The organism is Catenulispora sp. MAP12-49 (assembly GCF_041262705.1).
In the GTDB taxonomy this organism is placed as follows: Bacteria; Actinomycetota; Actinomycetes; order Streptomycetales; family Catenulisporaceae; genus Catenulispora.
The window spans coordinates 240109-262411 of sequence record NZ_JBGCCP010000008.1; the positions used below are offsets into that span (position 1 = coordinate 240109).

The 22303-nt window shown below is 70.7% G+C and carries 22 protein-coding genes and 1 riboswitch; of the genes, 15 read left to right on the forward strand and 7 right to left on the reverse strand.

What is annotated here, in order from left to right; genetic code table 11:
- Positions 1 to 152: 152 nt before the first annotated feature.
- From ABIA35_RS17890 to ABIA35_RS17900, 3 genes are all read left to right on the forward strand, one after another.
- Entirely contained in the window at positions 153 to 1433 is a 1281-nt protein-coding gene (locus ABIA35_RS17890; protein ID WP_370358615.1) for a M1 family metallopeptidase, read from the forward strand.
- A gap of 218 nt (positions 1434 to 1651) precedes the next feature.
- Entirely contained in the window at positions 1652 to 2056 is a 405-nt protein-coding gene (locus tag ABIA35_RS17895) for a hypothetical protein (RefSeq protein ID WP_370358616.1), read from the forward strand.
- Between the two features lie 49 nt (positions 2057 to 2105).
- Complete coding sequence (locus ABIA35_RS17900; RefSeq protein WP_370358617.1) at positions 2106 to 2876, forward strand: SDR family oxidoreductase; 771 nt, start codon at positions 2106 to 2108, stop codon at positions 2874 to 2876.
- A gap of 9 nt (positions 2877 to 2885) precedes the next feature.
- On the opposite strand, the gene ABIA35_RS17905 is transcribed toward ABIA35_RS17900, so the two are convergent.
- Positions 2886 to 4547, reverse strand: coding sequence for an AMP-binding protein (locus ABIA35_RS17905; RefSeq protein WP_370344989.1), 1662 nt, complete (start codon positions 4545 to 4547; stop codon positions 2886 to 2888).
- 188 nt (positions 4548 to 4735) lie between these two features.
- On the opposite strand from ABIA35_RS17905, the gene ABIA35_RS17910 reads away from it, so the two are divergent.
- Both ABIA35_RS17910 and rpe read left to right on the forward strand, forming a co-directional pair.
- On the forward strand, positions 4736 to 5194 hold the full coding sequence (locus ABIA35_RS17910; protein WP_370344988.1) for a helix-turn-helix domain-containing protein: 459 nt from the start codon (positions 4736 to 4738) through the stop codon (positions 5192 to 5194).
- 21 nt (positions 5195 to 5215) lie between these two features.
- Positions 5216 to 5890 carry a ribulose-phosphate 3-epimerase gene (rpe, locus tag ABIA35_RS17915; protein WP_370358618.1) on the forward strand — a complete coding sequence of 225 codons (675 nt, stop codon included), beginning with the start codon at positions 5216 to 5218 and terminating at the stop codon, positions 5888 to 5890.
- A 7-nt stretch (positions 5891 to 5897) separates the two neighbouring features.
- Here rpe and ABIA35_RS17920 read toward each other — a convergent pair whose 3' ends face one another.
- Entirely contained in the window at positions 5898 to 7514 is a 1617-nt protein-coding gene (locus tag ABIA35_RS17920) for a serine/threonine-protein kinase (protein ID WP_370358619.1), read from the reverse strand.
- A 273-nt stretch (positions 7515 to 7787) separates the two neighbouring features.
- A riboswitch (FMN riboswitch) is annotated at positions 7788 to 7925 on the forward strand.
- 205 nt (positions 7926 to 8130) lie between these two features.
- Between ABIA35_RS17920 and ABIA35_RS17925 the strand changes: the two genes are divergently transcribed.
- The 6 genes from ABIA35_RS17925 (at position 8131) to ABIA35_RS17950 (ending at position 13059) form a co-directional block, all read left to right on the forward strand.
- Positions 8131 to 8802 (forward strand): riboflavin synthase, encoded by a 672-nt coding sequence (locus ABIA35_RS17925; protein ID WP_370358620.1) that lies wholly within the window; start codon positions 8131 to 8133, stop codon positions 8800 to 8802.
- A gap of 65 nt (positions 8803 to 8867) precedes the next feature.
- Entirely contained in the window at positions 8868 to 10166 is a 1299-nt protein-coding gene (locus ABIA35_RS17930) for a bifunctional 3,4-dihydroxy-2-butanone-4-phosphate synthase/GTP cyclohydrolase II (RefSeq protein ID WP_370358621.1), read from the forward strand.
- Between the two features lie 179 nt (positions 10167 to 10345).
- Entirely contained in the window at positions 10346 to 10825 is a 480-nt protein-coding gene (ribH, locus tag ABIA35_RS17935; protein WP_370344983.1) for a 6,7-dimethyl-8-ribityllumazine synthase, read from the forward strand.
- Between the two features lie 56 nt (positions 10826 to 10881).
- Positions 10882 to 11151, forward strand: a complete 270-nt coding sequence (locus ABIA35_RS17940; protein WP_370345078.1) for a phosphoribosyl-ATP diphosphatase — start codon at positions 10882 to 10884, stop codon at positions 11149 to 11151.
- Between the two features lie 474 nt (positions 11152 to 11625).
- Positions 11626 to 12489 carry an ATP phosphoribosyltransferase gene (gene hisG, locus ABIA35_RS17945; RefSeq protein WP_370358622.1) on the forward strand — a complete coding sequence of 288 codons (864 nt, stop codon included), beginning with the start codon at positions 11626 to 11628 and terminating at the stop codon, positions 12487 to 12489.
- Between the two features lie 24 nt (positions 12490 to 12513).
- The gene (locus ABIA35_RS17950) at positions 12514 to 13059 is read left to right on the forward strand and encodes a PH domain-containing protein (RefSeq protein ID WP_370340180.1); all 546 of its coding nucleotides are present in this window, start codon (positions 12514 to 12516) and stop codon (positions 13057 to 13059) included.
- Positions 13060 to 13223: 164 nt separating this feature from the next.
- On the opposite strand, the gene leuE is transcribed toward ABIA35_RS17950, so the two are convergent.
- Entirely contained in the window at positions 13224 to 13901 is a 678-nt protein-coding gene (leuE, locus tag ABIA35_RS17955) for a leucine efflux protein LeuE (RefSeq protein WP_370340181.1), read from the reverse strand.
- 69 nt (positions 13902 to 13970) lie between these two features.
- On the reverse strand, positions 13971 to 15752 hold the full coding sequence (locus ABIA35_RS17960; RefSeq protein ID WP_370340182.1) for an AMP-binding protein: 1782 nt from the start codon (positions 15750 to 15752) through the stop codon (positions 13971 to 13973).
- A gap of 127 nt (positions 15753 to 15879) precedes the next feature.
- Here ABIA35_RS17960 and ABIA35_RS17965 point away from each other — a divergent pair, with 127 nt between their 5' ends.
- Positions 15880 to 16899 carry a ketopantoate reductase family protein gene (locus ABIA35_RS17965; protein ID WP_370340183.1) on the forward strand — a complete coding sequence of 340 codons (1020 nt, stop codon included), beginning with the start codon at positions 15880 to 15882 and terminating at the stop codon, positions 16897 to 16899.
- Between the two features lie 20 nt (positions 16900 to 16919).
- On the opposite strand, the gene ABIA35_RS17970 is transcribed toward ABIA35_RS17965, so the two are convergent.
- From ABIA35_RS17970 to ABIA35_RS17980, 3 genes are all read right to left on the reverse strand, one after another.
- Positions 16920 to 18131: a lipid-transfer protein gene (locus ABIA35_RS17970; RefSeq protein WP_370358623.1), complete on the reverse strand. Its 1212-nt coding sequence runs from the start codon at positions 18129 to 18131 to the stop codon at positions 16920 to 16922.
- Complete coding sequence (locus ABIA35_RS17975) at positions 18128 to 18607, reverse strand: Zn-ribbon domain-containing OB-fold protein (RefSeq protein WP_370358624.1); 480 nt, start codon at positions 18605 to 18607, stop codon at positions 18128 to 18130. The genes ABIA35_RS17970 and ABIA35_RS17975 overlap by 4 nt, the downstream gene beginning before the upstream one ends.
- A 145-nt stretch (positions 18608 to 18752) precedes the next feature.
- Entirely contained in the window at positions 18753 to 19328 is a 576-nt protein-coding gene (locus ABIA35_RS17980) for a MarR family winged helix-turn-helix transcriptional regulator (RefSeq protein ID WP_370340186.1), read from the reverse strand.
- A 958-nt stretch (positions 19329 to 20286) separates the two neighbouring features.
- Here ABIA35_RS17980 and ABIA35_RS17985 point away from each other — a divergent pair.
- From ABIA35_RS17985 to ABIA35_RS17995, 3 genes are all read left to right on the forward strand, one after another.
- Positions 20287 to 20859, forward strand: a complete 573-nt coding sequence (locus ABIA35_RS17985; RefSeq protein WP_370340441.1) for a CDP-alcohol phosphatidyltransferase family protein — start codon at positions 20287 to 20289, stop codon at positions 20857 to 20859.
- Positions 20860 to 20899: 40 nt separating this feature from the next.
- The gene (locus ABIA35_RS17990; protein ID WP_370340187.1) at positions 20900 to 21769 is read left to right on the forward strand and encodes a DUF881 domain-containing protein; all 870 of its coding nucleotides are present in this window, start codon (positions 20900 to 20902) and stop codon (positions 21767 to 21769) included.
- A gap of 198 nt (positions 21770 to 21967) precedes the next feature.
- Complete coding sequence (locus ABIA35_RS17995) at positions 21968 to 22300, forward strand: small basic family protein (protein ID WP_370340188.1); 333 nt, start codon at positions 21968 to 21970, stop codon at positions 22298 to 22300.
- Positions 22301 to 22303: the final 3 nt, after the last annotated feature.

The window sequence follows — 22303 nt, forward strand, 5'->3', positions numbered from 1 at the left end:
CGCTGGGTGGGGCGGCGATGTCGGTGGCGGTGGCTGTGTGGATCGCCGCACCGTTGGGACCACATTCGTTGGGGCTCCCCGCCCATGCGGAGGGAATCGCTACAGACAGTCCGGCCGGAGCCGGGGACTACGCGGCTATAAGCAAGAGCACTGTGGCGATTCCCCAGGGCGATCCCGGCGCACCAGATCAGGCGCGCTATACGGTCGCGCTTAAGAGCGACGTAACCGGGCACTCCTGGAACGGCACCGAGCAGATCTCCTTTGCGAACTCCGGGAGCGTTCCTATCCGGGAGTTCTGGATACGCCTGTGGGGCAACGGCGACGTCGGCTGCGGAGCCGCACAGCCGGAACGCATCAGCGACCTGAGCGGCGGCTCCATAGCGGAGACGGAGCAGAAGTGCACTGCGTTCCGCATAGTGCTCGACACCGCTTTGGCGCCTGGTGCGCGCACTCAGATCGGGTTCGATATAGCGATAGACGTTCCCACGCGGCGTGACCGGTTCGGGGTCAACGGTGTGGATACGTATGTGGGAGACGCTTTAGCGGTTCTGGCCGTCAAGGACGAACACGGCTGGGAGCTACCGCCGTACGTCGATTTCGGCGAGAGCTTCTATTCGGTGACCGCGGACTACGACGTGACCCTCGACCACCCGGCGACCTTGCAGGTCCCCTCGACCGGAGCCATAGCGGGAGAGACCCCTGAGGGGAACAGAGTCATCACGCATATAACGGCGCCGAAGGTACGCGACTTCTCCTGGTCCGCCGGCGCGTTCCACCACGACAGCATGGTCAGCGCCACCGGCGTGGAGGTCGACGCCTACTGGCCGAACTCCGAGAGCGACTCCAACTGCCAGTACCTGATGCGCTATGCGGCCCAGGCTCTGGACTCCTACTCCGCGCGCTTCGGCGCCTACCCCTACCCGCGCTTCACGATCGTGTTCGACGAGTTCGGCGCCGCCTTCGACGGGATGGAGTACCCGAACTACGTCCTGGCCTCCGCCTACCAGGGAGCGGTCGCGCACGAGGTCGCGCACCAGTGGTGGTTCGGCCTCGTCGGCGACGACCAGTACCGGCACCCGTGGCTCGACGAGGCGTTCGCGGAGTACAGCGCCGAGGAGTTCCAGGGCTCGACGACGCCGGCGCACAACTGCGACTGGATCGCCGCCGACGAGCGCATGGACGACTCCATGGACGTCTACGGGAACGCCGGGGACAACCTCTACCACGACGCGATCTACCACGAGGGCACGTGCATGCTGTTCGACCTGGAGCACACCATCGGCCGCGACGCCATGGACCGGCTGCTGCGCGGGCTGGTGACCGAGTTCGAGTACGGAGTCGAGCAGCCCGCCGACGTGCGTGCGATGGCGCAGAGTGTGTCGGGGAGGGACCTGTCGGCGTTCTGGGTCAAGTGGCGGAACACCGGAGACTGACGGTGCGGGGCGGTGCGCGATCTTCGTGTTCGTCCCGGCGCTGGCCTTCGGCGCCAGCGAGGACGCCGCGAGCCTCGAACGCGCCAAGGCGGACGTCGCACTGTCGATCTTGTTCCAGGCCTGACGGCGCGCAACAGGCATGCGGGGACTTGTGCCCTCACACGACGCGGTCGGCCTACCGAATCCTTGCCGGGTACTTCGGCAAGGGAGGAATTCTGATGGCACGTCGTCGGACCGCGCGCGTCGCGGGACTCGGGACCGCGGTGGTGTTGGCGGCAGGCGGGGCCGCCGGTTGCGGGGGCCCCAAGAACTACAAGGACGCGGTGACGATCCAGCAGCTCGTGGCGACGGACCAGGTCGACATCGTCGTCACGGGCCAGTTCACCAATCCCGAGAACAACGGGGTCAGTGCCCAGGTGACCCTTGATCTCAAGATCAAGGCCGGCGGCACCTGCACCGGTGGCTCCGACGGCAGCATCGACACCAGTGGCCCGCAGGGTTCACTGGACTACGTCGCCGCGGGGGCGACGGTGATGTTCCAGATGCGCTGCTCCGGGTACCTGCCGCCCGAGCCGGATCCGTCGCTGGCGCAGGTCGTCAAGGTCACGCTCAAGGCCGCCTGACCGGAAATCGCGTTGACCCCCTCCGTCGCCTGGACCAGACTGCTCGCCCATGACGCAGCATCAGCGCCCTGTCGCGCTCGTGACCGGAGTGGGCAGGAGGGCCGGGATCGGCGCGGCGATCGTGGGGGCTCTGGCGCGCGACGGCTGGGACATCGGGCTCACCTACTGGCGCGCCTACGACGACCGCATGGACTGGGGCCGTGATGAGGAGGCGCTCGCGGCCATCACCGCCGACGCGCAGGCCCGCGGCGCCCGGGTCCACGCTGTCGAGGCGGACCTGGCGCTCGCCGAGACGCCGGAGGCGGTCTTCGCCGACGTGCGCGGCGCGCTGGGGGACGTCACGGCCCTGGTGATGGCGCACTGCGAGTCCGTGGACTCCTCGATCCTCGACACCACCGTGGAGGCCTGGGACCGGCACTTCGCGGTCAACGCGCGCGCGTCGTGGCTGCTGGTGCGGGAGTACGCCAAGGGCTTCGCCGGTCCGCACGGGGCCGGTCGCATCATCGCCTTGACCAGCAGCGCCATCGTCCACAACCTGCCCTACGGGGCCAGCAAGGGCGCGCTGGAGCGGCTCATACTGGCCGCCGCGGTAGAGCTGCGCGACCTCGGGGTGAGCGCCAACGCCGTCGATCCGGGGCCGACGCAGACGGGCTGGATGGACGACAACCTCGAGACCTACATCAGAGAACACACTCCGTTGAGACGCAACGGCGTTCCCGCGGACTGCGCGGAGCTGGTCGCATTCCTGTGCTCCGAGCGCGGTGGCTGGATCAATGGGCAGGTGCTGAACTCGGACGGCGGCTTCAACGCGGCTCGGTAGACGAACCGCTCACCCCAGCCCGAGGATCTCCACCGCCTGCTCCCGCATCTCCACCTTGCGGACCTTCCCGGTGACCGTCATGGGGAACCCGTCCACGATGTGCACATAGCGCGGGATCTTGTAGTGCGCGAGGTGTCCTTCGCAGAACGCGTGGACGTCCTCGGCGGTCAGCGGCTGGGCGCCGGGCCGCAGGCGGACCCAGGCCATCAGCTCCTCGCCGTACTTCTTGTCGGGAACTCCGATCACCTGGACGTCCTCCACGTCCGGGTGCGCATAGAGGAACTCCTCCACCTCCCGCGGATAGACGTTCTCGCCGCCGCGGATCACCATGTCCTTGATGCGGCCGACGATCGCCACGTAGCCGTCCGGATCCATCTGTGCCAGGTCGCCGGTGTGCATCCAGCCGTCGGCGTCGACGGCCTCGGCGGTGCGCTGGGGCTCATCCCAGTAGCCGAGCATGACGCTGTAGCCGCGGGTGCACAGCTCGCCGGGCTCGTCGGTGCCGAGGGTGGCGCCGGTGTCCGGGTCGACGATCTTGATCTCGACGTGCGGGTGGACCCGGCCGACGGTGGCCACGCGGCGCTCCAGGCTGTCGTCGCGGCGGGTCTGGGTGGAGACCGGGGAGGTCTCGGTCATGCCGTAGGCGATGGTCACGTCCGTCATGCCCATCTCGCCGATGACCCGCTTCATCACCTCGACCGGGCACGGCGAGCCGGCCATGACGCCGGTGCGCAGGGAGCTGAGGTCGTAGGTGTCCGGGGACTTCTCCAGGAGCGCCAACTCCGCGATGAACATGGTGGGAACGCCATAGAGAACCGTGCAGTGTTCCTCGGAGACCGCGCGCAGTGTGTCGGCGGGGTCGAACAGCAGGCCGGGCAGCACCATGCAGGCGCCGTGGCTGGTGGCCCCGAGGTTGCCCATCACCATGCCGAAGCAGTGGTACAGCGGCACCGGCAGGCAGACGCGGTCCTCGTGCGTCCAGCCCTGCACCTCGGCGACCATGTAGCCGTTGCCCAGGACGTTGCGATGCGACAGCGTGGCGCCCTTAGGGAATCCCGTCGTGCCGGACGTGTACTGGATGTCCACCGGGTCGTCGGTGTGCAGGCGGCTCTCGCGGTCGGCGAGCACCGAGTCGGGCACCGTCGCGCCGCGCTCGACGAAGGAGGTCCAGCCGGGGGTGCCGATGTAGACGACGTCCTGGAGTTCGGGGCAGTCCTCGCGCACCGCGTTCACCATCGCGACGTAGTCGCTGGACTTCACCTGAGTCGCGGCGAACAGCAGGCTGGCCCCGGACTGCTTAAGCGTGAAGCGGATCTCGTGGACCCGGTACGCCGGGTTGAGGTTCACCAGTATCGCGCCGACCTTGGCCGCCGCGTACTGCACCAGGATCCATTCCGCGCAGTTCGGCGACCAGATGCCGACGCGGTCGCCCTTGGCGACGCCGGCCGCGAGCATTCCCCGGGCCAGTTCCGTGGTGGCGGCGTCGAACTGCGCGTAGGTCCAGCGGCGGCCGGTCGCGAACTCCACCAAAGCGTCGCGTTCCGGATAGGCGGCCGCGATCCGCGCCAGGTTCGCGCCGATGGTCTCGTCGGGCAGAGGCGGGGAGTCGGGGCCCTTGCGATGTGCTTCGTCGATGCGGTCCCGGCTGCCAGCGTCGTCGTTGCCGCTCATGCCCTCTCACCTGTGCTTCTTCTGGATTTTTTCTGGATCCGACGTCAGGATTCGACACTAGTGGGTCGGTGCGTCAGCGTCGATGGGCCGCGCTGAGAGACCCTCTCAGGGATACGCGGTATGTTTCGCCGACCTGTTCCGGTGGCAACCGGTTCCGTGTCATCGTGGCGGTGACGGATGATGAAGAGATGTCTGCGATCGGAGGTGTGATGCGACAGGACAAGGGCTGGCTTCCGGGCCCTGACGCGCGGCCCACCAGGGCCCTGGCGCTGCTGATCACCGGACTGACCGACGACGCGGTGGCGCGTCGGCTGGCGGTGAGCCGCCGGACGGTGCAGCGCGCGGTGCGGGACCTGATGGACGCCGCCGGCGCCCGGACCCGCATGCAGCTCGGCCACCACGCCGCCTGCGTCGGTCTGCCGATCCCCGATCTGCCGTCCGCAGTGGAGCCCCGGGACCAGCCGGTCCAGCCGGCGCCGGCGGACCTGCGGCTGCTGGCGCTGCTGCTGGAGGACGCGCGCGTGGACCGCGTGCTCGGGGTCAGCCCGCGCAGCGTCGAGCGCGAGGTGCGGCGGCTGATGACGCTGGCCGGGGCGAAGAGCCGGGTGCAGTTGGGGTGGCTGGCGACGCGGTGGGGTTGGCTGTAGAGCGTCTGCCAGACTTTCCCCATGAGCCCCGTCCAGATCTCCCCGTCCATCCTCTCCGCCGACTTCGCCCGCCTGGCCGAAGAGGTCACCGCGGTCCCGTCGGCCGACTGGATCCACGTCGACGTCATGGACAACCACTTCGTGCCGAACCTGACGCTGGGCCTGCCGGTGGTCGAGGCGCTGGTGAAGGCCTCGCCGCGACCGCTGGACTGCCACCTGATGATCGCCGACCCGGACCGCTGGGCGCCGGGCTACGCCGAGGCCGGCGCGGGCAGCGTCACCTTCCACGTGGAGGCCGCGCACGCGCCGATCCGGCTGGCGCGCTCGATCCGCTCGGCCGGGGCGCGGGCCGGGATGGCCCTGAAGCCGGCGACGCCGATCGAGCCGTACGAGGACATGCTCTCGGAGCTGGACATGGTCCTGCTGATGACCGTGGAGCCGGGCTTCGGCGGGCAGAAGTTCCTGGATGTGGTGCTGCCCAAGATCCGGCGCACGCGGCAGATGATCGAGCGGCACGGCGGCTCGGTGTGGCTGCAGATCGACGGCGGCGTCGCCGCGGACACCATCGAGCGCTGCGCCGAGGCCGGCGCCGACGTGTTCGTCGCCGGCTCCGCGGTCTACGGCGCGGAGGACCCGGACAGGGCGATCCAGGCGCTGCGCGCCCAGGCCGAGGCGGCCGGCGCGCGCTTCGCCTGAGACGGGCTCACTGCGCGGGCTCCGCGGCCCCGGTCTCTTCCAGGGGCCGGACCAGGCAGAAGCTGATCGAGGAGCCGGTCTCCACATCGGCGCGGCCCAGGGCGTGGAACTTCTTGCAGACGTCCGGGTCGGCCTGGTCCTCGCGGGCGGTGACCCGGCGGCCGTCGGCGCTGCTCCGGGCCTTCGCGGCGGACACGATGCCGGTGATGTGGCCGGTGGAGTCGACCTTGACGAAGTCGCCGGCCTTGACGCTGCCGACGTTGAACGACGCGGGCCGCATGGTCGCCACAAGCACGCCGCCGATGGTCGCCAGCACCAGAACCGCCAGGATCACCGCGCGGGGCCGCAACCGGGCCCGTCGACGGACCGGCGCGCCGGGAGTGTGGGGACGCGGGATGGGGCGCTGGCCGGTGCCGGGTGCGCGCTGGGCGGCGCCGGTGGTCCGGCGCTGATCGGGACCGGGCCCCGGCCCCGGGACGCGACGGCGCTGATCCGTGCCCTGCGACATGCGGTTGCCGGTGTCGCTCGGCCGCCGCGGGGGCGTGCCGCCCGGCCCACCCGGATTGCCAGGGCCGCCGGGGTCGCCAGGGCCGCCGTGCCCGCGCGGCACGGTCGCGCCGCGTGCCGTGCCCGGGCCATGGGAAATACCCGAGGCGCGGGACAATCCCGGACCGTGCGCGGTTCCCGAACCCCGCGAAGCGGTCGCCGCCGACCCGCGTCCGGACGGAGCACCCGGCCGGTGCGGCGTGCTGGCCGGCGGCGCCGCGATCGTCCCGTCCGCAACGGTGGCCCGCTCCGTCGGCGGCACCTCCCGCGCCGCGAGCAAGGCCCGCGCCTCCGCGATCCCGGCGCGCGCCGAGGGCTCCTTCTCCAGCAGCGCGGTGATCAGCGGCGTCAACCGCCCGGCCCGCACCGGCGGCGGGGCCTCGTCCAGGATCACCGCGGTCAGCGACCCGGTCGCGGTTTCCCGGTGGAAGGGCGAGAAGCCCTCGACGCCCTGATACAGCGTCACGCCGAGGGAGAACAGGTCGCTGACGGCCAGCCCCTCGGTGCCGCGGGCCCGCTCCGGCGCGATGTACTCCACCGACCCCAGCAGGCTCCCGGCCGCCGTCAGCGCGGTGTCGGTGACGCCGACCGCGATGCCGAAGTCGGTGAGCAGCACCTGGCCGTCGTCGGCCAGCATCACGTTCGCCGGCTTCACGTCGCGGTGCACGATCCCGGCCGCGTGCGCCGCTTCCAGGGCGTCCAGCAGCGCGCCGGCGACCAGGGTCAAGTGCGGCACGGACAGCGGGCCGTACGCCTCGACGTGTTCCTCCAGCGTGTGCCCGGCGACCAGCTGCATCACGGTCCAGGGCACGCCGTCCTCGACCACCACGTCGTGCACGGCCACCACGTTCGGGTGGTCGCGCAGCCGGGCGGCGTTGCGGGCCTCGCGCTCGGCGCGGCGCAGGCGGTCGTCGGCGTCGGGCCCGGCGGCCGGCAGGTAGACCTCCTTGACCGCGACCTCGATGCGCAGCGCCTCGTCGGAGGCACGCCAGACCCGGCCCATGCCGCCGGAGCCGAGCCGTGCCAGCAGTCGGTACCGGCCGCCGACCAGCTGCCCCGGCTCTGCCTGTCCAGCCATGCGCGTCCCCCCGGATCAGTGGTTTGTGTCGAGCTCAGGCTACGTGTTCTACGTCGCCGCGCGAGCCTACTGTCCGCGAAGTCAAAGTCGCGTTCATCCCGCTCCGGATGGCGTTCGCCCCAGCGAACGATCTCGATCCCTGAGACCGGCGCCGGTGTGCGGGTTCCCGGCAAAAGTAGAACGTGTTACAGTTCGGACTGGGCCAGAGGTGACGCGCACCACGCCCGGACCGCCCGGGAATGAATCGCGTGGCACACTGGTTCAGAACGACGAACGCGTGCTCCGGGGTCGGTGAAATTCCGAACCGGCGGTGACAGTCCGCGAACCGCTCGTTCGCTTCGGCGAACGGGTGGCCGATCCGGTGGAATTCCGGGACCGACGGTTAAAGTCCGGATGGGAGGCTGCACGCGACGGGCGTGCCGCCTTGCTGTGTCCGTACGGTATCGGCGCCGGCACTCGTCCCGTCGCGGCGTTCGCGACGGCTGCCGCCGCTGTTGGCGGAGTGTGCCGTGGCGCGCCGCCTCCCCTCACGCAACCCCTTTCCCGGAGTCCGGGTTCGACTGGTTCGAACCGGGTGCCGAGCGGCACGCGGATGAGGCGGATAGGGGAGCACACCGTGTTCACAGGCATCGTCGAAGAGCTCGGCCGCGTCGTCGCGCTGGAAGTGGAAGGCGACTCCGCACGCCTGCGGGTGGCCGGATCGCTGGTCACCTCGGACGCCGAGCACGGCTCCTCGATCGCCGTCAACGGCGTGTGTCTGACCGTCATCGAGGCCGGCGACCAGGCCGCCAAGGCCGGGGAGTTCACCGCCGACGTGATGGCCGAGACCCTGGTGAAGTCCAACCTGGGCGACCTCAAGCCCGGCGACCCGGTCAACCTGGAGCGCCCGATGAAGCTCGGCGCGCGCCTGGGCGGGCACCTGGTGCAGGGGCATGTCGACGGCGTGGGCACCGTGCTGGAGCGCATCCCGGGCGAGCACTGGGAGGTCGTCCGGGTCTCGCTGCCCTCGGCGCTGTCGCGCTACGTCGTGGACAAGGGCTCGATCACCGTGGACGGCATCTCGCTGACCGTGGTCGAGGCCGCCGCGGACTCCTTCACCGTGAGCCTGATCCCCACCACGCTGGAGCTGACCACGCTGGGCAGCAAGGGCCCGGGCGCGGCGGTGAACCTGGAGATCGACGTCATCGCCAAGTACACCGAGCGGCTGCTCGGACTCGGCGACACCGCCGCCGACCAGCCGGAGAGCGGCGTTTCCGGTGCCGCGGTGATCGGCGGGCAGCGGGCATGAACGACACCGACGTCGACACCGACACCGACACCGACTCTGACACTGACATACGAGGAGGTCGCGGTATGAACGCCGTGGAAGCCGGTGTCGTGGAGGACACCGCGAACAGTGAGCCCATCGTCCTGGACACCATCGAGCGCGCGCTGAGCGAGCTGGCCGCCGGCCGGCCGATCGTCGTGGTCGACGACGAGGACCGGGAGAACGAGGGCGACCTGATCTTCGCCGCCTCGCTGGCCACACCCGAGGTCGTCGGGTTCACCATCCGGTACTCCTCCGGGGTGATCTGCGTGCCGCTGCCCGCCGAGGACGCCGACCGGCTCAACCTGCCGCCGATGACCGCGATCAACCAGGACCGCAAGGGCACCGCCTACACGGTCTCGGTGGACGCCCGCGACGGCGTGAGCACCGGCATCTCGGCCGCCGACCGGGCCCGCACCATCCGGCTGCTGGCCGACGCCGGCACCACCGCCGAGGACCTGACCCGGCCCGGCCACGTCTTCCCGCTGCGCGCCAAGGACGGCGGGGTGCTGGTGCGCCCCGGCCACACCGAGGCCGCCGTCGACCTGTGCCGGCTGGCCGGGCTGCCGCTGGCCGCGGGCATCTGCGAGGTCGTCGAGGACGACGGCTCGATGTCCCGGCTGCCGCAGCTGGCGAAGTTCGCCGAGCAGCACGGCCTGGCGCTGATCTCCATCGCCGACCTGATCGCCTACCGCCGCCGCACCGAGAAGTCGGTCACCCGGGCCGCCGAGACCCGGCTGCCCACCGCCTTCGGCGACTTCCGGGCCGTCGGCTACCGCTCCGAGGTGGACGGCACCGAGCACGTCGCGCTGGTCAAGGGCGAGCTCGGGGACGGTGAGGACGTGCTGGTCCGGGTCCACTCCGAGTGCCTGACCGGCGACATCTTCGGATCCCGCCGCTGCGACTGCGGTCCGCAGCTGCACGCCGCGCTGCGCGCCGTGGACGTCGAGGGCCGCGGCGTCGTGCTCTACATGCGCGGCCACGAGGGGCGCGGCATCGGCCTGATGCACAAGCTGCGCGCCTACGAGCTGCAGGAGCGCGGCCACGACACCGTGGACGCGAACCTGGAGCTGGGCCTGCCGGCCGACGCCCGCGACTACGGCACCGGCGCGCAGATCCTGGCCGACCTCGGCGTGCGCTCCATGCGGCTGCTGACGAACAACCCGGCCAAGCGCTCGGCGCTGGAGGGCTTCGGGCTCCGGGTGACCGGCCGGGTGCCGCTGCCCGGCAACGTCACCCCCGACAACATCCGCTACCTGCGGACCAAGCGCGACCGGATGGGGCACGACCTGCCCGGCCTGGACGCGGCGGAGGCCGACGCGCTGGCCGCGGCCGTCGTCGGCTGAGCCGGGGCCGGCCAGCGGCTGAGCCGGGGCCGGCCGTCGGTACCGACCACCGGTACCGACCACCCCTCAAGATCGGGACGCGACCCGCGCCCCCGGTCTGGAAGACTTGCCTCCGCGCGAGACTGATGGACAGAAGCAGACACGCGGGGCCACGACAACGCACCAAGGAGTGAACACAAGTGAGCGGAGCGGGAGCGCCGGCCATCAACATCGAGGGTGGCGCCGACCTCAAGATCGCGGTGGTGGCCGCGCAGTGGCACACCCAGGTCATGGACGGCCTGGTGGCCGGGGCCGAGAAGGCCCTGGCGGAGATCGGCGCGGAGCACGACCTGTTCCGCGCGCCGGGCTCCTTCGAGCTGCCGGTGCTGGCCAAGGCCCTGGCCGAGGCCGGCTACGACGCGGTGGTGGCGCTCGGCGTGGTGATCCGCGGCGGCACCCCGCACTTCGAGTACGTGTGCGCCGCCGCCACCGACGGCCTGAACCGCGTGGCCCTGGACACCGGCGTCCCGATCGGCTTCGGCCTGCTCACCTGCGACACCGAGCAGCAGGCCCTGGACCGCGCGGGCCTGGCCGGCTCCCGGGAGGACAAGGGCCGCGAGGCCGTGGAGGCCGCGGTCTCGACCGCCCTGGTACTGAAGAAGATCGGCGCGAAGCGGTGAACGCCTCGCCCACAGCCGACGAACCCGTGGAGGTACGAGTGGGAACCGCGGTCCCGATCACGGCCAAGACGTTCGAGACCTTGTTCGGCGAACTGACCGCCAAGGCCGAACGCGGCGAGGAGGGCTCCCGCACGGTGGAGCTGCTCGGCCTGGGCGTGCACGCCATCGGCAAGAAGATCGTCGAGGAGGCCGCCGAGGTCTGGATGGCCGCCGAGTACGAGGACGGCGACCGGACGGCTGAGGAGATCTCGCAGCTGCTCTACCACGTGCAGGTGCTGATGCTGGCGCGTGGGTTGGAGCTTGAGGACGTGTACAAGCACCTGTAGGCCGGTGCTTGAGCAGGGCCCCGCGGTTGTCGCGGGGCCCTGCTTTGCCTGGGGCTGGTGCGGTTGCGCTGTGGGTTTACAGGCGTTTTCTTACGGCTTCGCGCAGGTGTTGCTGGTTCGGGGTTCGGTGGCGGCGGCCTGGTGTGTCGGCTGCCGGTTGCGTTGTTCACGGGCCCGTGGTTGGTTCAGGATCCTCCCTCGGCCACTGGCTTGGGGCTGCCCAAGACCGTCGAGGACCGCTCGACCGGCGGCCGATCCCGCCGACTCGCGCCCTCGTGACCCCGATCCAGCAACCCCCTGCGGCGAAGCCGTAAAGAAACGCCTGTAAACCCACGCCTGAACCGCAACCCAACAGCCTCCCCCCGCCACCACACCTTCATCCCACCGAGTGAACACCCCGGCGCGTCGCGCCGACCGTGGTCGATACTGGCGGTGGAACACCGTCAACCACCGGTAACCGAAAGGTCACACCCCATGCTGCGCATCGCACTGCCGAACAAGGGATCGCTCTCGGAGGCGGCCACGGCGATGCTTCATGAGGCGGGCTACCGGCGGCGCAAGGACGGCAAGGAGCTGATGGTCGTTGACGCGGCCAACAATGCCGAGCTCTTCTTCCTGCGGCCGCGTGACATCGCCACGTATGTCGGGGCTGGGCGTCTGGATGTCGGGATCACCGGTCGTGACCTGCTGCTGGACTCCGGTGCTTCGGCTGAGCCGATCATGGATCTGGGCTTCGCCCGGTCCACCTTCCGCTTCGCCGCGTTGCCGGCGACGGCGGAGCAGGTGGCGAAGGAGGGCGGGGTTGCCGGGCTCGCGGGGCTGCGGATCGCCTCGGCGTACCCGGGTGTGGTGCGCGAGTACCTGGCCGCCGCCGGGGTGTCGGCCGATGTGGTGAAGCTGGACGGTGCTGTCGAGGTGTCGATCGCGCTGGGCGTCGCCGACGTGGTGGCCGACGTCGTGGAGACCGGGACCACGCTGCGGCACGCCGGGCTGGAGGTGTTCGGCGACCCGATCCTGACCTCCGAGGCGCAGCTGATCCGGCGGGTCGGGGCCGAGGAGAGCCCTGCGGTCGAGCAGTTCCTGCGGCGGCTCAAGGGTGTGATCACGGCGCGTGAGTACGTGCTGATGGACTACGACATCCGGGCCGAGAACGTGGACCGAGCGGTCCAGGTCACCCCGGGCATCGAGTCGCCGACCGTGTCGCCGCTGCATGACAAGGGCTGGGTCGCCGTGCGTTCGATGGTCCAGCGCAGCGAGGCCCAGCGGATGATGGACGACTTGTGGGATCTGGGTGCGAGGGGAATCCTCGTCACCGATATCCTCGCGTGTCGGCTATAGACGTCAGGGTTCGGCGAGCCCGGGATGGAACGGACCAGCGTGCAGGTGACGGACAATCACGATCACGACCGCCAGACCCCCGGCCCGCTCGACCCCTACAACCTCCCGGTTCCCGATCACGTCCCGCCGCTGCCGGCGACGTTCCGGCCGCGGCGCACCCGCGTGGCGGTCGTGGCGGTGTCCACGGCGCTGATCGTGACCCTGGTCGTGGTCTCGCTGATACTGCCCGACACCGGCTCCACCGCCTGGTCGGTCCCCGAGCGGGTGGGCTTCGCGGCCATCGGCCCGATCATCTCCGCGGGCCTGTACCTGCTGGCGCGCCCGAAGATCGTCGCGGACGAGACGGGCCTGACGGTGGTCAACACCGTGCGCACGCAGCATCTGGAGTGGGCCGAGATCGTGCGGGTGAACATGCGGCCCGGCGACCCGTGGGTCCTGCTGGACCTGGACAGCGGCGAGGTGCTGCCGGCGATGGGGATCCAGGCCTCCGGCGGGAAGGCGGCGCGCAAGGCCGCCGGGGAGCTGCGGGCGCTGGTGGACGAGCACACGGTGACCGAGCGGGACGACTAGCCGGCGACCGACGCCCAGCGGAAACGACTGAAGCGCCGGAAACGACTGAAGCGCCAGAACCAACGGAAACGACTGAAGCGCCGGAACCGCCAGAAACAACGGAAACACAAGAGCGCCGCAGCGACAGGCTGCGGCGCTCTTCCTATTTGCGGAGCGGAGCGGCGCTAAGCCGCGCCCAGCGAAGCCGTCGCCAGCTTCAGCGCGAACCCCAGGAACAGCGACCCGATCCCGCCGGTCATCGACGCCGCCAGCCGCTTGCGCCGTCGGAACGCGGTCGCGAGCCGGTGGCCGGTGAAGATCAGCACGCTCAGATACCCGGCCGAGAACAGCATCACTATCGTCGACAGCAGCGCGAAGGCCTCCGTCGGGTGTGCCGCGTGCGGGCTCACGAACTGGGTCAGGAACGCCAGGTCGAACAGGATCGCCTTCGGGTTCAGCAGGCTGACCACCAGCGCGCGCCGGAACGGCCGCTCGGCGGCCTCCACCGCCTCGGCCATCGCGGCGGCCTCGGCCGCGTCGGCGGCCGGGGCCGCGGCGCGCTGCCGCCAGGCCTTCCAGGCCGCGCGCAGCATTCCGAAGCCGAGCCAGGCCAGGTAGCCCGCGCCGAGGAACTTCACCACGTCGAACGTCGCTGGGGAGCGCTTCAGCATCGACGCCGCGCCGGCGGCGGTCAGGGTCAGGAGCACCGCGTCGCCGAGGAACACGCCGGAGGCGGCGCGATAGCCGGTGCGCACTCCCTTGCGCGCGCCGACGGTCAGCACGTACAGCGAGTTGGGCCCCGGCAGCAGCACTATCAGCAGGGCGCCGAGCACGAAGGTCGGCAGATCAACAGTCCCGAGCATGCCGAGACTGTCTCATACGGCACCCACGTTCTGTACCGGGGTGTCACTGCTCGGACCGCGCTGCGCCTATTACCGCTTGTAGTTCGCGAACGGATCCTGCCCCGGCGCCTCGCCGCCGTCCTCGGGATGCTCCGCCGCGTGCTCCTCCCGCAGCACCCGCCGCAGGACCTTGCCGATCATGTTGCGCGGCAGGTCGTCGCGGAAGGAGATGAGCTTGGGCACCTTGTAGGGCGCCAGGTGCTGGTGCGCGAAGACGTCGAGTTCCTCGGCGGTGGCCGACATCCCCTCCGCGAGCTGGATCACCGCCTTCACCGTCTCCCCGCGGTACGGGTCCGGGACGCCGATCACCGCCGCGTCGTAGACGGCCGGGTGCTCGCGCAGCACGTCCTCGATCTCCGAGGGGTAGATGGAGAAGCCGGAGGCGATGACCACGTCGCGCTTGCGGTCGATCAGCGTCACGTAGCCGTCCGGCGACATCACCCCGATGTCGCCGGTGTACAGCCAGCCGTTGCGCAGCGCCAGCCTGGTCTCGTCCTCCTGGTTCCAGTAGCCCTGGAACAGCTGCGGCCCGTACACCACCAGCTCCCCGGCCGCGCCGATCGGCAGCACGCGGTCCTGGCGGAACTCGTCGACGATCTTCACGTGGGTGTTCGGCAGCGGCAGCCCGATGGTGCCGGGCCGGGAGTTGGCGTTCAGCGGGTTGGCCAGGGTCACCGGGGAGGACTCGGTCATGCCGTAGCCCTCGGCGAGCCGGCCGCCGGTCGCCTTCTGGAAGGCGTCGATCGTGTCCACCGGCAGCCGCATGGCCCCGGAGATGCAGGTCCGGATCGAGCGCAGGTCGTACTTGCCGATCTTGGGGTGCTCCAGCAGCTTGGAATAGATCGGCGGCACGCCGGGGAACACAGTGGGCCGCTCGTGCTTGACCGCGTCCAGCACCAGCTCCGGGTCGAACGTCGGCAGCAGGACCAGCGTCCCGGCCAGCAGCACGCCGGTGACCACGCACAGCATCAGCCCGTAGACGTGGAACAGCGGCAGCACGCACAGCACCGACTCCCGGCCCACCTGCGCGCCCTGGTCCCAGGCCTGCACCTGGTGCGAGTTGGCGACCAGGTTGCGGTGGGTGAGCATGGCGCCCTTGGGCCGTCCGGTGGTGCCGCCGGTGTACTGCAGCACCGCCAGATCGGTCGCCGGATCCACCGGTTCCTGCCCGACCGGGCCCGGCGAGGTCTCCATCAGCTCGGTGTACGGCACCGCGCGCGCCCCCGGCGGCAGCGGCGTGATCAGCCGCTCGCGCTTCTCCCGGGCCGCGCCCAGTGGCAAGTCCAGAAGCTTGCGCTTGAGCGAGGGCAGGAAGTCGGCCAGGCAGACCGAGACCACGTGCTCCACCGCGGTGCCCGGCCGCGCGGCGTCCAGGGTGGCGTAGGCGCCGTCGAAGACGATCGCCACCTTCGCGCCGGAGTCGGTGAGCTGGTGCCGCAGCTCGGAGTCGGTGTACAGCGGGTTGCAGGCGACCATCACCGCGCCGAGGCGGGTGATCGCGAAGAAGGCGGTGACGGCGGCCGGGCAGTTCGGCAGCACCAGCGCGACCCGGTCGCCCTTGGCCACGCCCATCGCCCGCAGCGCGCCGGCCAGCCGGTCGACGTCCCGGCGCAGCTGCTTGTAGCTGGTCTTGCGGCCGAAGAAGACCAGGGCGGCGCGGTCCGGGAAGGCGTCGGCGGCGTCGTCGAGGAGCCTGGTCACCGGGACGTCGGGGACGGTGACGTCGGTGGGCACACCCGCTGCGTAGAACCGCAGCCATGGCCGTTCCGCATAGGGATCGGGCACGGCGGTAGACGGGTCGGTCTGGCTCACAAGCGGAGTCAAACATGTATTGAGATGGTTGTCAGTAGAAGCTTTGGACACAAGATCGCAAAATCACTTGTTCACGAACTTCTTTTCGACTCTTCATCCGGGGGGTGCGAGCGCTACAGTCCGAAGGATGCGCTACATCATCATCGGCGCCGGCGCGGTCGGCGGCAGCATCGGCGGCCGCCTGGCCGAATCGGGGCGGGACGTGGTCCTGGTCGCGCGGGGGGCGCACCTGGAGGCCTTGAAGCGGGACGGGCTGCGGCTGCTCACCCCGGACGCCGACCTGCGGCTGCCGATCCCGGCCGTCTCCGGTCCGGAGGAGCTCGGCGAGCTGCGGCGCGACGACGTGCTCGTGCTGTGCGTGAAGTCGCAGGACACCGCGAGCACCCTGAATCTGTGGGCGCGCTCCCCGGTCGCCGGCGGCGGCACGGCCGCCGAGTTGCTGCCCGTGGTCTGCGCGCAGAACGGCGTCGAGAACGAGCGCACGGCGCTGCGCCTGTTCCAGAACGTGTACGGGCTCTGCGTCTGGCTGCCCTCGGTGCACCTGGAGCCCGGCGTGGTCGCGGCCAACTGCGCGCCGCAGTCCGGCATCCTCACCGTCGGCCGCTACCCCGACGGTGTCGACGACGTTATCAAACAGATCGGCCACGACCTCGGCGAGAGCCGCTTCGACGCGCCGGTGGTCGACGACGTGATGCGCTGGAAGTACGGCAAGCTGCTGAACAACCTGGGCAACGCCTTCGACGCGGTCGGCGACCTGAGCGCGGACGAGCCGCTGGCCGAGCGCCTGGTCGCGACCGCGCGCGAGGAGGGCATCAGGGCCCTGAACGCCGCCGGCATCCCCTTCGTCGGCACGGCCGAGCGCCGCGCGGTCCAGGGCGGGCGCATGGACTTCGCCGAGGTCCCCGGCGCGCCGCGCGGCGGCGGCTCCAGCTGGCAGAGCCTGGCCCGCGGCACCGGCTCGATCGAGACGGACTACCTGTCCGGCGAGATCTCGCTGATCGGCCGCATGCACGGCGTCCCCACGCCGGTCAACGCGCTGATGCAGCGGCTGAGCGCGCGCTTCGCCGCGGAGGGGCGGGCTCCGGGGAGCCTGCCGATCGCGGAGCTGGCTGAACTGGTGGAGCAGGCGCTGGAGTCCGCGGGCTGACCGTCGTCGGGTGGGGCGGGCTACTTCCGCCCCACCACGATCGCCGACCCGTGTCCGAACAATCCCTGATTCACGGCGACCCCGACCCGGGCCCGCTCCACCTGCCGCGCGCCGGCATCGCCGCGCAGCTGCCAGGTCAGCTCGCAGACCTGCGCGATGGCCTGCGCCGGGATCGCTTCGCCGAACGAGCTCAGGCCGCCGCTGGCGTTGACCGGGACGCGGCCGCCGAGCGCGGTCGCGCCGTCGTGCAGCAGCTTCTCGGCGTCGCCGGGGGCGCACAGGCCGATCTCCTCGTACCAGTCCAGCTCCATCGCGGTCGTCAGGTCGTAGACCTCCGCGAGGTCCACGTCCTCTGGACCGATGCCCGCCGCCTCGTACGCGGCGTGCGCCAGCGACTCGCGGAAGGTGCGGGTCGCGGGTGCGGCGGTCGCCGTGGAGTTAGAGGCCATGGAGTCGGAGGCCAGATACGGGAAGTCCGGGACGGTTCGCGGGTAGGTTGGCGTGGGTGCCGAGACGGCGCGGATGCGCACCGCGTCCTTGTTCAGGCGGCGGGCGTAGTCCTCGGACGTCAACACGACCGCCGCGGCGCCGTCACTGGTGGCGCAGATTTGCAGCAGGCGCAGGGGGTCGCTGACCATCGGGGAGTTCAGGACCGTCTCGGCGTCGACCTCCGCGCGGAAGCGCGCGTTCGGGTTCAGGGCGCCGGCGCGGGCGTTCTTCACCTTCACCGCCGCGAAGTCGGCCTCGGTCGAGCCGCGCAGGGCCATGCGGCGGCGGGCGTAGAGGCCGAAGTACGCCGGGTTCGTCGCGCCGAGCAGGCGGAAGCGGAGCCAGTCCGGGTCGTCGGGGCGCTCGCCCCCGACCGGGGCGAAGAAACCCTTGGGGGTGGTGTCCGCGCCGACCACCAGGACCACGTCGGCCAGGCCGGCCAGGATGTGCGCGCGGGCGGTGGACAGCGCCTGCGCGCCGGTCGCGCACGCCGCGTAGCAGCTCGCCACCGGTGCGCCGTGCCAGCCCAGGGCCTGGGACAGGGCCGAGCCGGCGACGAAGCCCGGGTAGCCGTTGCGGATCGTCTCGCCGCCGACCACCAGCTGGACGTCGCGCCAGCCGATACCGGCGTCGGCCAGGGCGGCGCGCGCCGCGGCCGAGCCGTATTCGATGAAGGGTTTCCCCCAGGCGCCCCAGGGGTGCATGCCGACGCCGGCCACGGCGACGGAGTCGGTGCGGCTCATGCCTGTGCCTCCCCGGTGTATGCCTCATAGTTCGGGGCGGGTCGAAAATTCCAGACCCTTTCCTCAATGCCCGCAGAGGAACGGAGGGTTCCGGGGGTCAGTTCCATGGTCATTCCGACCTGGAGCGCCCCGGTGGGGACGTCCGGGGCGACCTGTCCGAGCACGATCATGCGTTCGGCGGCCAGTTCGACGGCGGCCAGCGCGTAGGGCTCGAACTCGGTGCCGGGGGGCCGCGGGTAGGGCGGCGGGGGAGCGTACCGGGCGTCGGTGTACGACCAGAGGGTCCCGGTGGTGGACAGCGGTTCCGGGCTCTGTTCCAGACCCTCGCAGCCGGGGTCGGGGCAGCCGGGGACGGTCCGCGGGGGGAAGCTCAGGGCGCCGCACGCGGTGCAGCGGCCGGCCAGCAGGGCGAAGCCGTCCGGACCCTCGCGGAACCATCCTTCGGTTCCCGGAGCGGCCGGTATGCCGTCAGTCATGGATCTGACGGTATATCAGATTGGCTGCTCCGGGAACGCCGGCCCGCGGTGGATCAGTGATCAGTACGGAACCCGGCGCCGTCCACAGTGAAAGAGACGGTGGGGTGGCGCCGGTGAAGAGAAGGTGGCGTTCTCGCGGTGTGCGTCAGTCGTCGGCGCGACGACGGCTTCCGCGCTGGTCGTCGAGCCGGCCGAGCACGCCCGGCAGACGCTCCAGCAGCCCGACGAGCTGGTCGAACTCCTCGTCGGTGTACGAGCGGCGCAGCGAGCGGTCCAGGGCCCGCACCCGGCGCTTGGCGGCCTCGTAGGCCTCCTTGCCGCGTGCGGTGACCTCCGCGTCGATGACGCGGCCGGCCCCACGGCCGAACTCGCGGGTGATGTAGCCCTTGCGCTCCAGCGCGGCCACCAGCCCGACCATGGCCTGCGGCGTCACCGAGACCGAGCGGGCCAGCGTCGCCGAGGAGGCGCGGCGCAGGTGGACCAGTGCCTGCAGGACGCCGTACTGGGCCTCGGTGAGGTCGAGTTCGGCGAGCAGGCGTGTCATGTGCCGGGCGAGCTCACGGTCGCACATGGTGAGCAGCCACGGCAGATAGCCCGTGGAGGGCCGGTAACGGACCGGGCGATGGCCTCGGCCGGCGAGCGATCCGCCGGTCGCCGGGACCAGTTCCTGCTCGTCCTCGTCCTCGTGCTCGGCGGTGTGTACAGATGTGTGTTCTGACACAGCGGGTCTTCCCCCCTTGCGTGTTGGTGCCACCCACTGCCGCGTTCCCGCCAACGCGGTGACAGCGCTCTTTTGCGTGTCGAGTGGAATGGACTTGTTCAAGCCCATCATATTCACGGAAAGGGCACTCCGACAGCGGGTCTGCGCTGTAGATCTGTGTACGTAGATTTACGGATGTTGAGTTCAGCCGATTGAGGCTATACGCGCAGGCACGCCGAAGCCGCCGTTACCGGCGGGTAGCCGGCAGCGGCGCAGCGCGAAACAGTGCTCTGAGGTGCACTCGGACCGTTTCCGGGCTCCAGTGCGGGGGGTGCGGAGTCCGGCGAAGGGGGGTGTTCGGTTGTCTGCAGGCCTAAGACTGAGCGCTCCACCCGCGCTGCCGGATCACCTGGGGGGAGAGGGAGACAGGGCGCGGGTGGAGCGGTTTCGTACTCGGCGACACCGTGCGGGCTGGTGCGGTGGGTCGGCCGGTCCTGCATCACGAAGGCTACCGCTTGGACACGCTGAGTTGATGATCATGGCGTACTTCTTGAACCAGACTTTGCCGTTTCTTGGCACAACCCCTGGCGGACGTGTACCAATGCCCAGGCCCAGCCGCTGATCGCCTAATGTTCTCTGTGTGAATCCAGGCAGGGCGGGCGACTACGACGACGGGTACGGCTACGAGCGCGACCCGTACCAGGCCGGCTACGGTTCCCCGGACGACGACGCCACGGTCAACGTCCACGACTACCAGGGCGAGTACGGCGACGGCTCCTATGGCGACGGCGGCGGCTCCTACGACGACGGCGGCTACCGGGACGGCGGGTACCAGGACGACGGCTACGGCGACGACGGGTATGACGACGGCGGCCACGGCGATCACGGCGATCACGGAGACCACGGCGGCGCAGCCTACGACGGGTACGACGACGGCGACGGCGAGGACGACCTCCCGGTCTCCAACCGCGTCTTCACCATCCCGAACCTGATCAGCCTGGCCCGGCTGGCCGGCGTCCCGCTGTTCCTGGGCCTGATCCTGTCGCCGTACTACGGCGGTCCGAAGTACGACGTCTGGGCGCTGGTCATCCTGGCGCTGTCCGGGTTCTCCGACTGGCTCGACGGCAAGCTGGCCCGGCGCTGGAACCAGATGACCAAGTTCGGCGCGATGATCGACCCGCTGGCCGACCGGCTGTACATCCTGGCCACCCTGGTCGGGCTGACCATACGGGGGATCATCCCGATCTGGCTGCCGATCCTGCTGGTCGGGCGGGACGTGGCGATGCTGGTGCTGATCTCGCCGAAGCTGCGCAAGGCCGGCTACGGCGTGGCGCTGCCGGTGCACTTCCTGGGCAAGGCCGCGACCTTCAACCTGCTGTATGCCTTCCCGTTGCTGCTGCTGGGGCAGATCAGCGAGAAGCCCAACCACCTGACGGACATCGCCAACATCTTCGGGTGGGCGTTCGTCGGGTGGGGGACCGCGCTGTACCTGTTGGCCGGCGGCATGTACTTCGTGCAGGCCCGGCAGCTCACGCGCGGCACCGGGCGCTGACGGCGCACGCCGCTGGCCGGGACGTGTCAAGATGGCGTCCATGCCCACGCCGCCCGACGTCCGGAGCGCCCCGCGCCGTGACGCCTCGATGTCGTTGCTCACCAACCTGCTCAACGACACGTTGGACCCCGGGTACGCCGAGACCGCGGCGCGGCGCAAGGCCCTCGGCGAGGCCGATGCCGGCACCAGTCACTGGACCAGGCGCATGTCGCCGACCGTGCTGCTCGGCGTGGCGGCGGTCGGGTTGGTGCTCGTGATCGCGGCGATCCAGACCCACCGCGAGGCCCCGACCGTGGAGCGGGAGCGGCAGCAGCTGATCTCGCGGGTGCAGGAGGGCGAGCGCAAGAACTCGGCCGACGAGTCCATGATCTCCACGCTGCGCGGGCAGCTGCAGGCCGCGCAGGCCGAGGCGCTGGGACCGGAGCAGGGCAAGGCGTTCACCGAGATGGCGGTGGCCACCGGCGCCTCGCCGGTGACCGGGCCCGGGCTGGAGGTCGTGCTCAACGACGCCGCCGGGGCCGACTCCACCGCCAGCAGCGACCCGCGCCAGACCGGCAACAGCGCGAGCCGGGTGCTGGACGTGGACCTGCAGCACGCGGCGAACGGGCTGTGGGCGGCCGGCGCGGAGGCGATCGCGATCAACGGCCAGCGGCTCACCGCGCTGTCGGCGATCCGCACCGCGGGCTCGGCGATCATGGTGGACTTCCGCCCGCTGTCCCCGCCGTACACGATCCAGGCGATCGGCGACCCCAAGTCGATGGCGGCCAAGTTCGCCGACGGGGCCGACGGCCGCTACCTGTTCGCGCTGAAGTCGCAGTACGGCATCGGCTTCACCACGAACACCAAGGACAAGCTGAACCTGCCGGCGGCCACGCAGCTGACGCTCAGCGACGCGGTGCCGGTGCCTTGAGCCCCACCGAGGGTTCGGTACGGTGGCCCCAGCAGTTTTCGCCGAACCGGGACGCCGTGGCGGATCAGGCCGCGAGGCCCTCGGCGCCCGAGACGACCATCCCTGGCCCGGGCCGGGATCGACTGTGACTGAGACCGAGATGACCGAGATGGCCGGGACGACCGGGATGACGATGGCCGAGATGATTTGGAGGGCGCCGTGATCGCGGCGATCGGATTGGTGATCGGCGTGATCGCGGGGGTGGTCTTCCACCCGACCGTGCCGGCGGGGCTGGCGCCCTACCTGCCGATCGCCGTGGTGGCGGCCCTGGACGCGGTGTTCGGCGGCCTGCGCGCCCTGCTGGACGGGATCTTCGACGACAAGGTCTTCGTGGTCTCCTTCGTCTCCAACGTCCTGGTGGCGGCGCTCATCGTGTACCTGGGCGACCAACTCGGCGTCGGCTCCCAGCTGACCACGGGCGTCGTGGTGGTGCTGGGCATCCGCATCTTCTCCAACGCCGCGGCCATCCGCCGCCACATCTTCCACGCCTGAGAA

Excerpts from the sequence above, each read along its gene's own strand:
- ABIA35_RS17900 (WP_370358617.1), top strand. The coding sequence starts at position 2,106 with ATGACGCAGCATCAGCGCCCTGTCGCGCTCGTGACCGGAGTGGGCAGG.
- ABIA35_RS17990 (WP_370340187.1), top strand. The coding sequence starts at position 20,900 with ATGCCCACGCCGCCCGACGTCCGGAGCGCCCCGCGCCGTGACGCCTCG.
- leuE (WP_370340181.1), bottom strand. The coding sequence starts at position 13,901 with ATGCTCGGGACTGTTGATCTGCCGACCTTCGTGCTCGGCGCCCTGCTG.
- ABIA35_RS17910 (WP_370344988.1), top strand. The coding sequence starts at position 4,736 with ATGTCTGCGATCGGAGGTGTGATGCGACAGGACAAGGGCTGGCTTCCG.
- ABIA35_RS17950 (WP_370340180.1), top strand. The coding sequence starts at position 12,514 with ATGGAACGGACCAGCGTGCAGGTGACGGACAATCACGATCACGACCGC.
- hisG (WP_370358622.1), top strand. The coding sequence starts at position 11,626 with ATGCTGCGCATCGCACTGCCGAACAAGGGATCGCTCTCGGAGGCGGCC.
- rpe (WP_370358618.1), top strand. The coding sequence starts at position 5,216 with ATGAGCCCCGTCCAGATCTCCCCGTCCATCCTCTCCGCCGACTTCGCC.
- ABIA35_RS17930 (WP_370358621.1), top strand. The coding sequence starts at position 8,868 with ATGAACGCCGTGGAAGCCGGTGTCGTGGAGGACACCGCGAACAGTGAG.
- ABIA35_RS17975 (WP_370358624.1), bottom strand. The coding sequence starts at position 18,607 with ATGACTGACGGCATACCGGCCGCTCCGGGAACCGAAGGATGGTTCCGC.
- ABIA35_RS17920 (WP_370358619.1), bottom strand. The coding sequence starts at position 7,514 with ATGGCTGGACAGGCAGAGCCGGGGCAGCTGGTCGGCGGCCGGTACCGA.
- ABIA35_RS17970 (WP_370358623.1), bottom strand. The coding sequence starts at position 18,131 with ATGAGCCGCACCGACTCCGTCGCCGTGGCCGGCGTCGGCATGCACCCC.
- ABIA35_RS17905 (WP_370344989.1), bottom strand. The coding sequence starts at position 4,547 with ATGAGCGGCAACGACGACGCTGGCAGCCGGGACCGCATCGACGAAGCA.
- ABIA35_RS17965 (WP_370340183.1), top strand. The coding sequence starts at position 15,880 with ATGCGCTACATCATCATCGGCGCCGGCGCGGTCGGCGGCAGCATCGGC.
- ABIA35_RS17895 (WP_370358616.1), top strand. The coding sequence starts at position 1,652 with ATGGCACGTCGTCGGACCGCGCGCGTCGCGGGACTCGGGACCGCGGTG.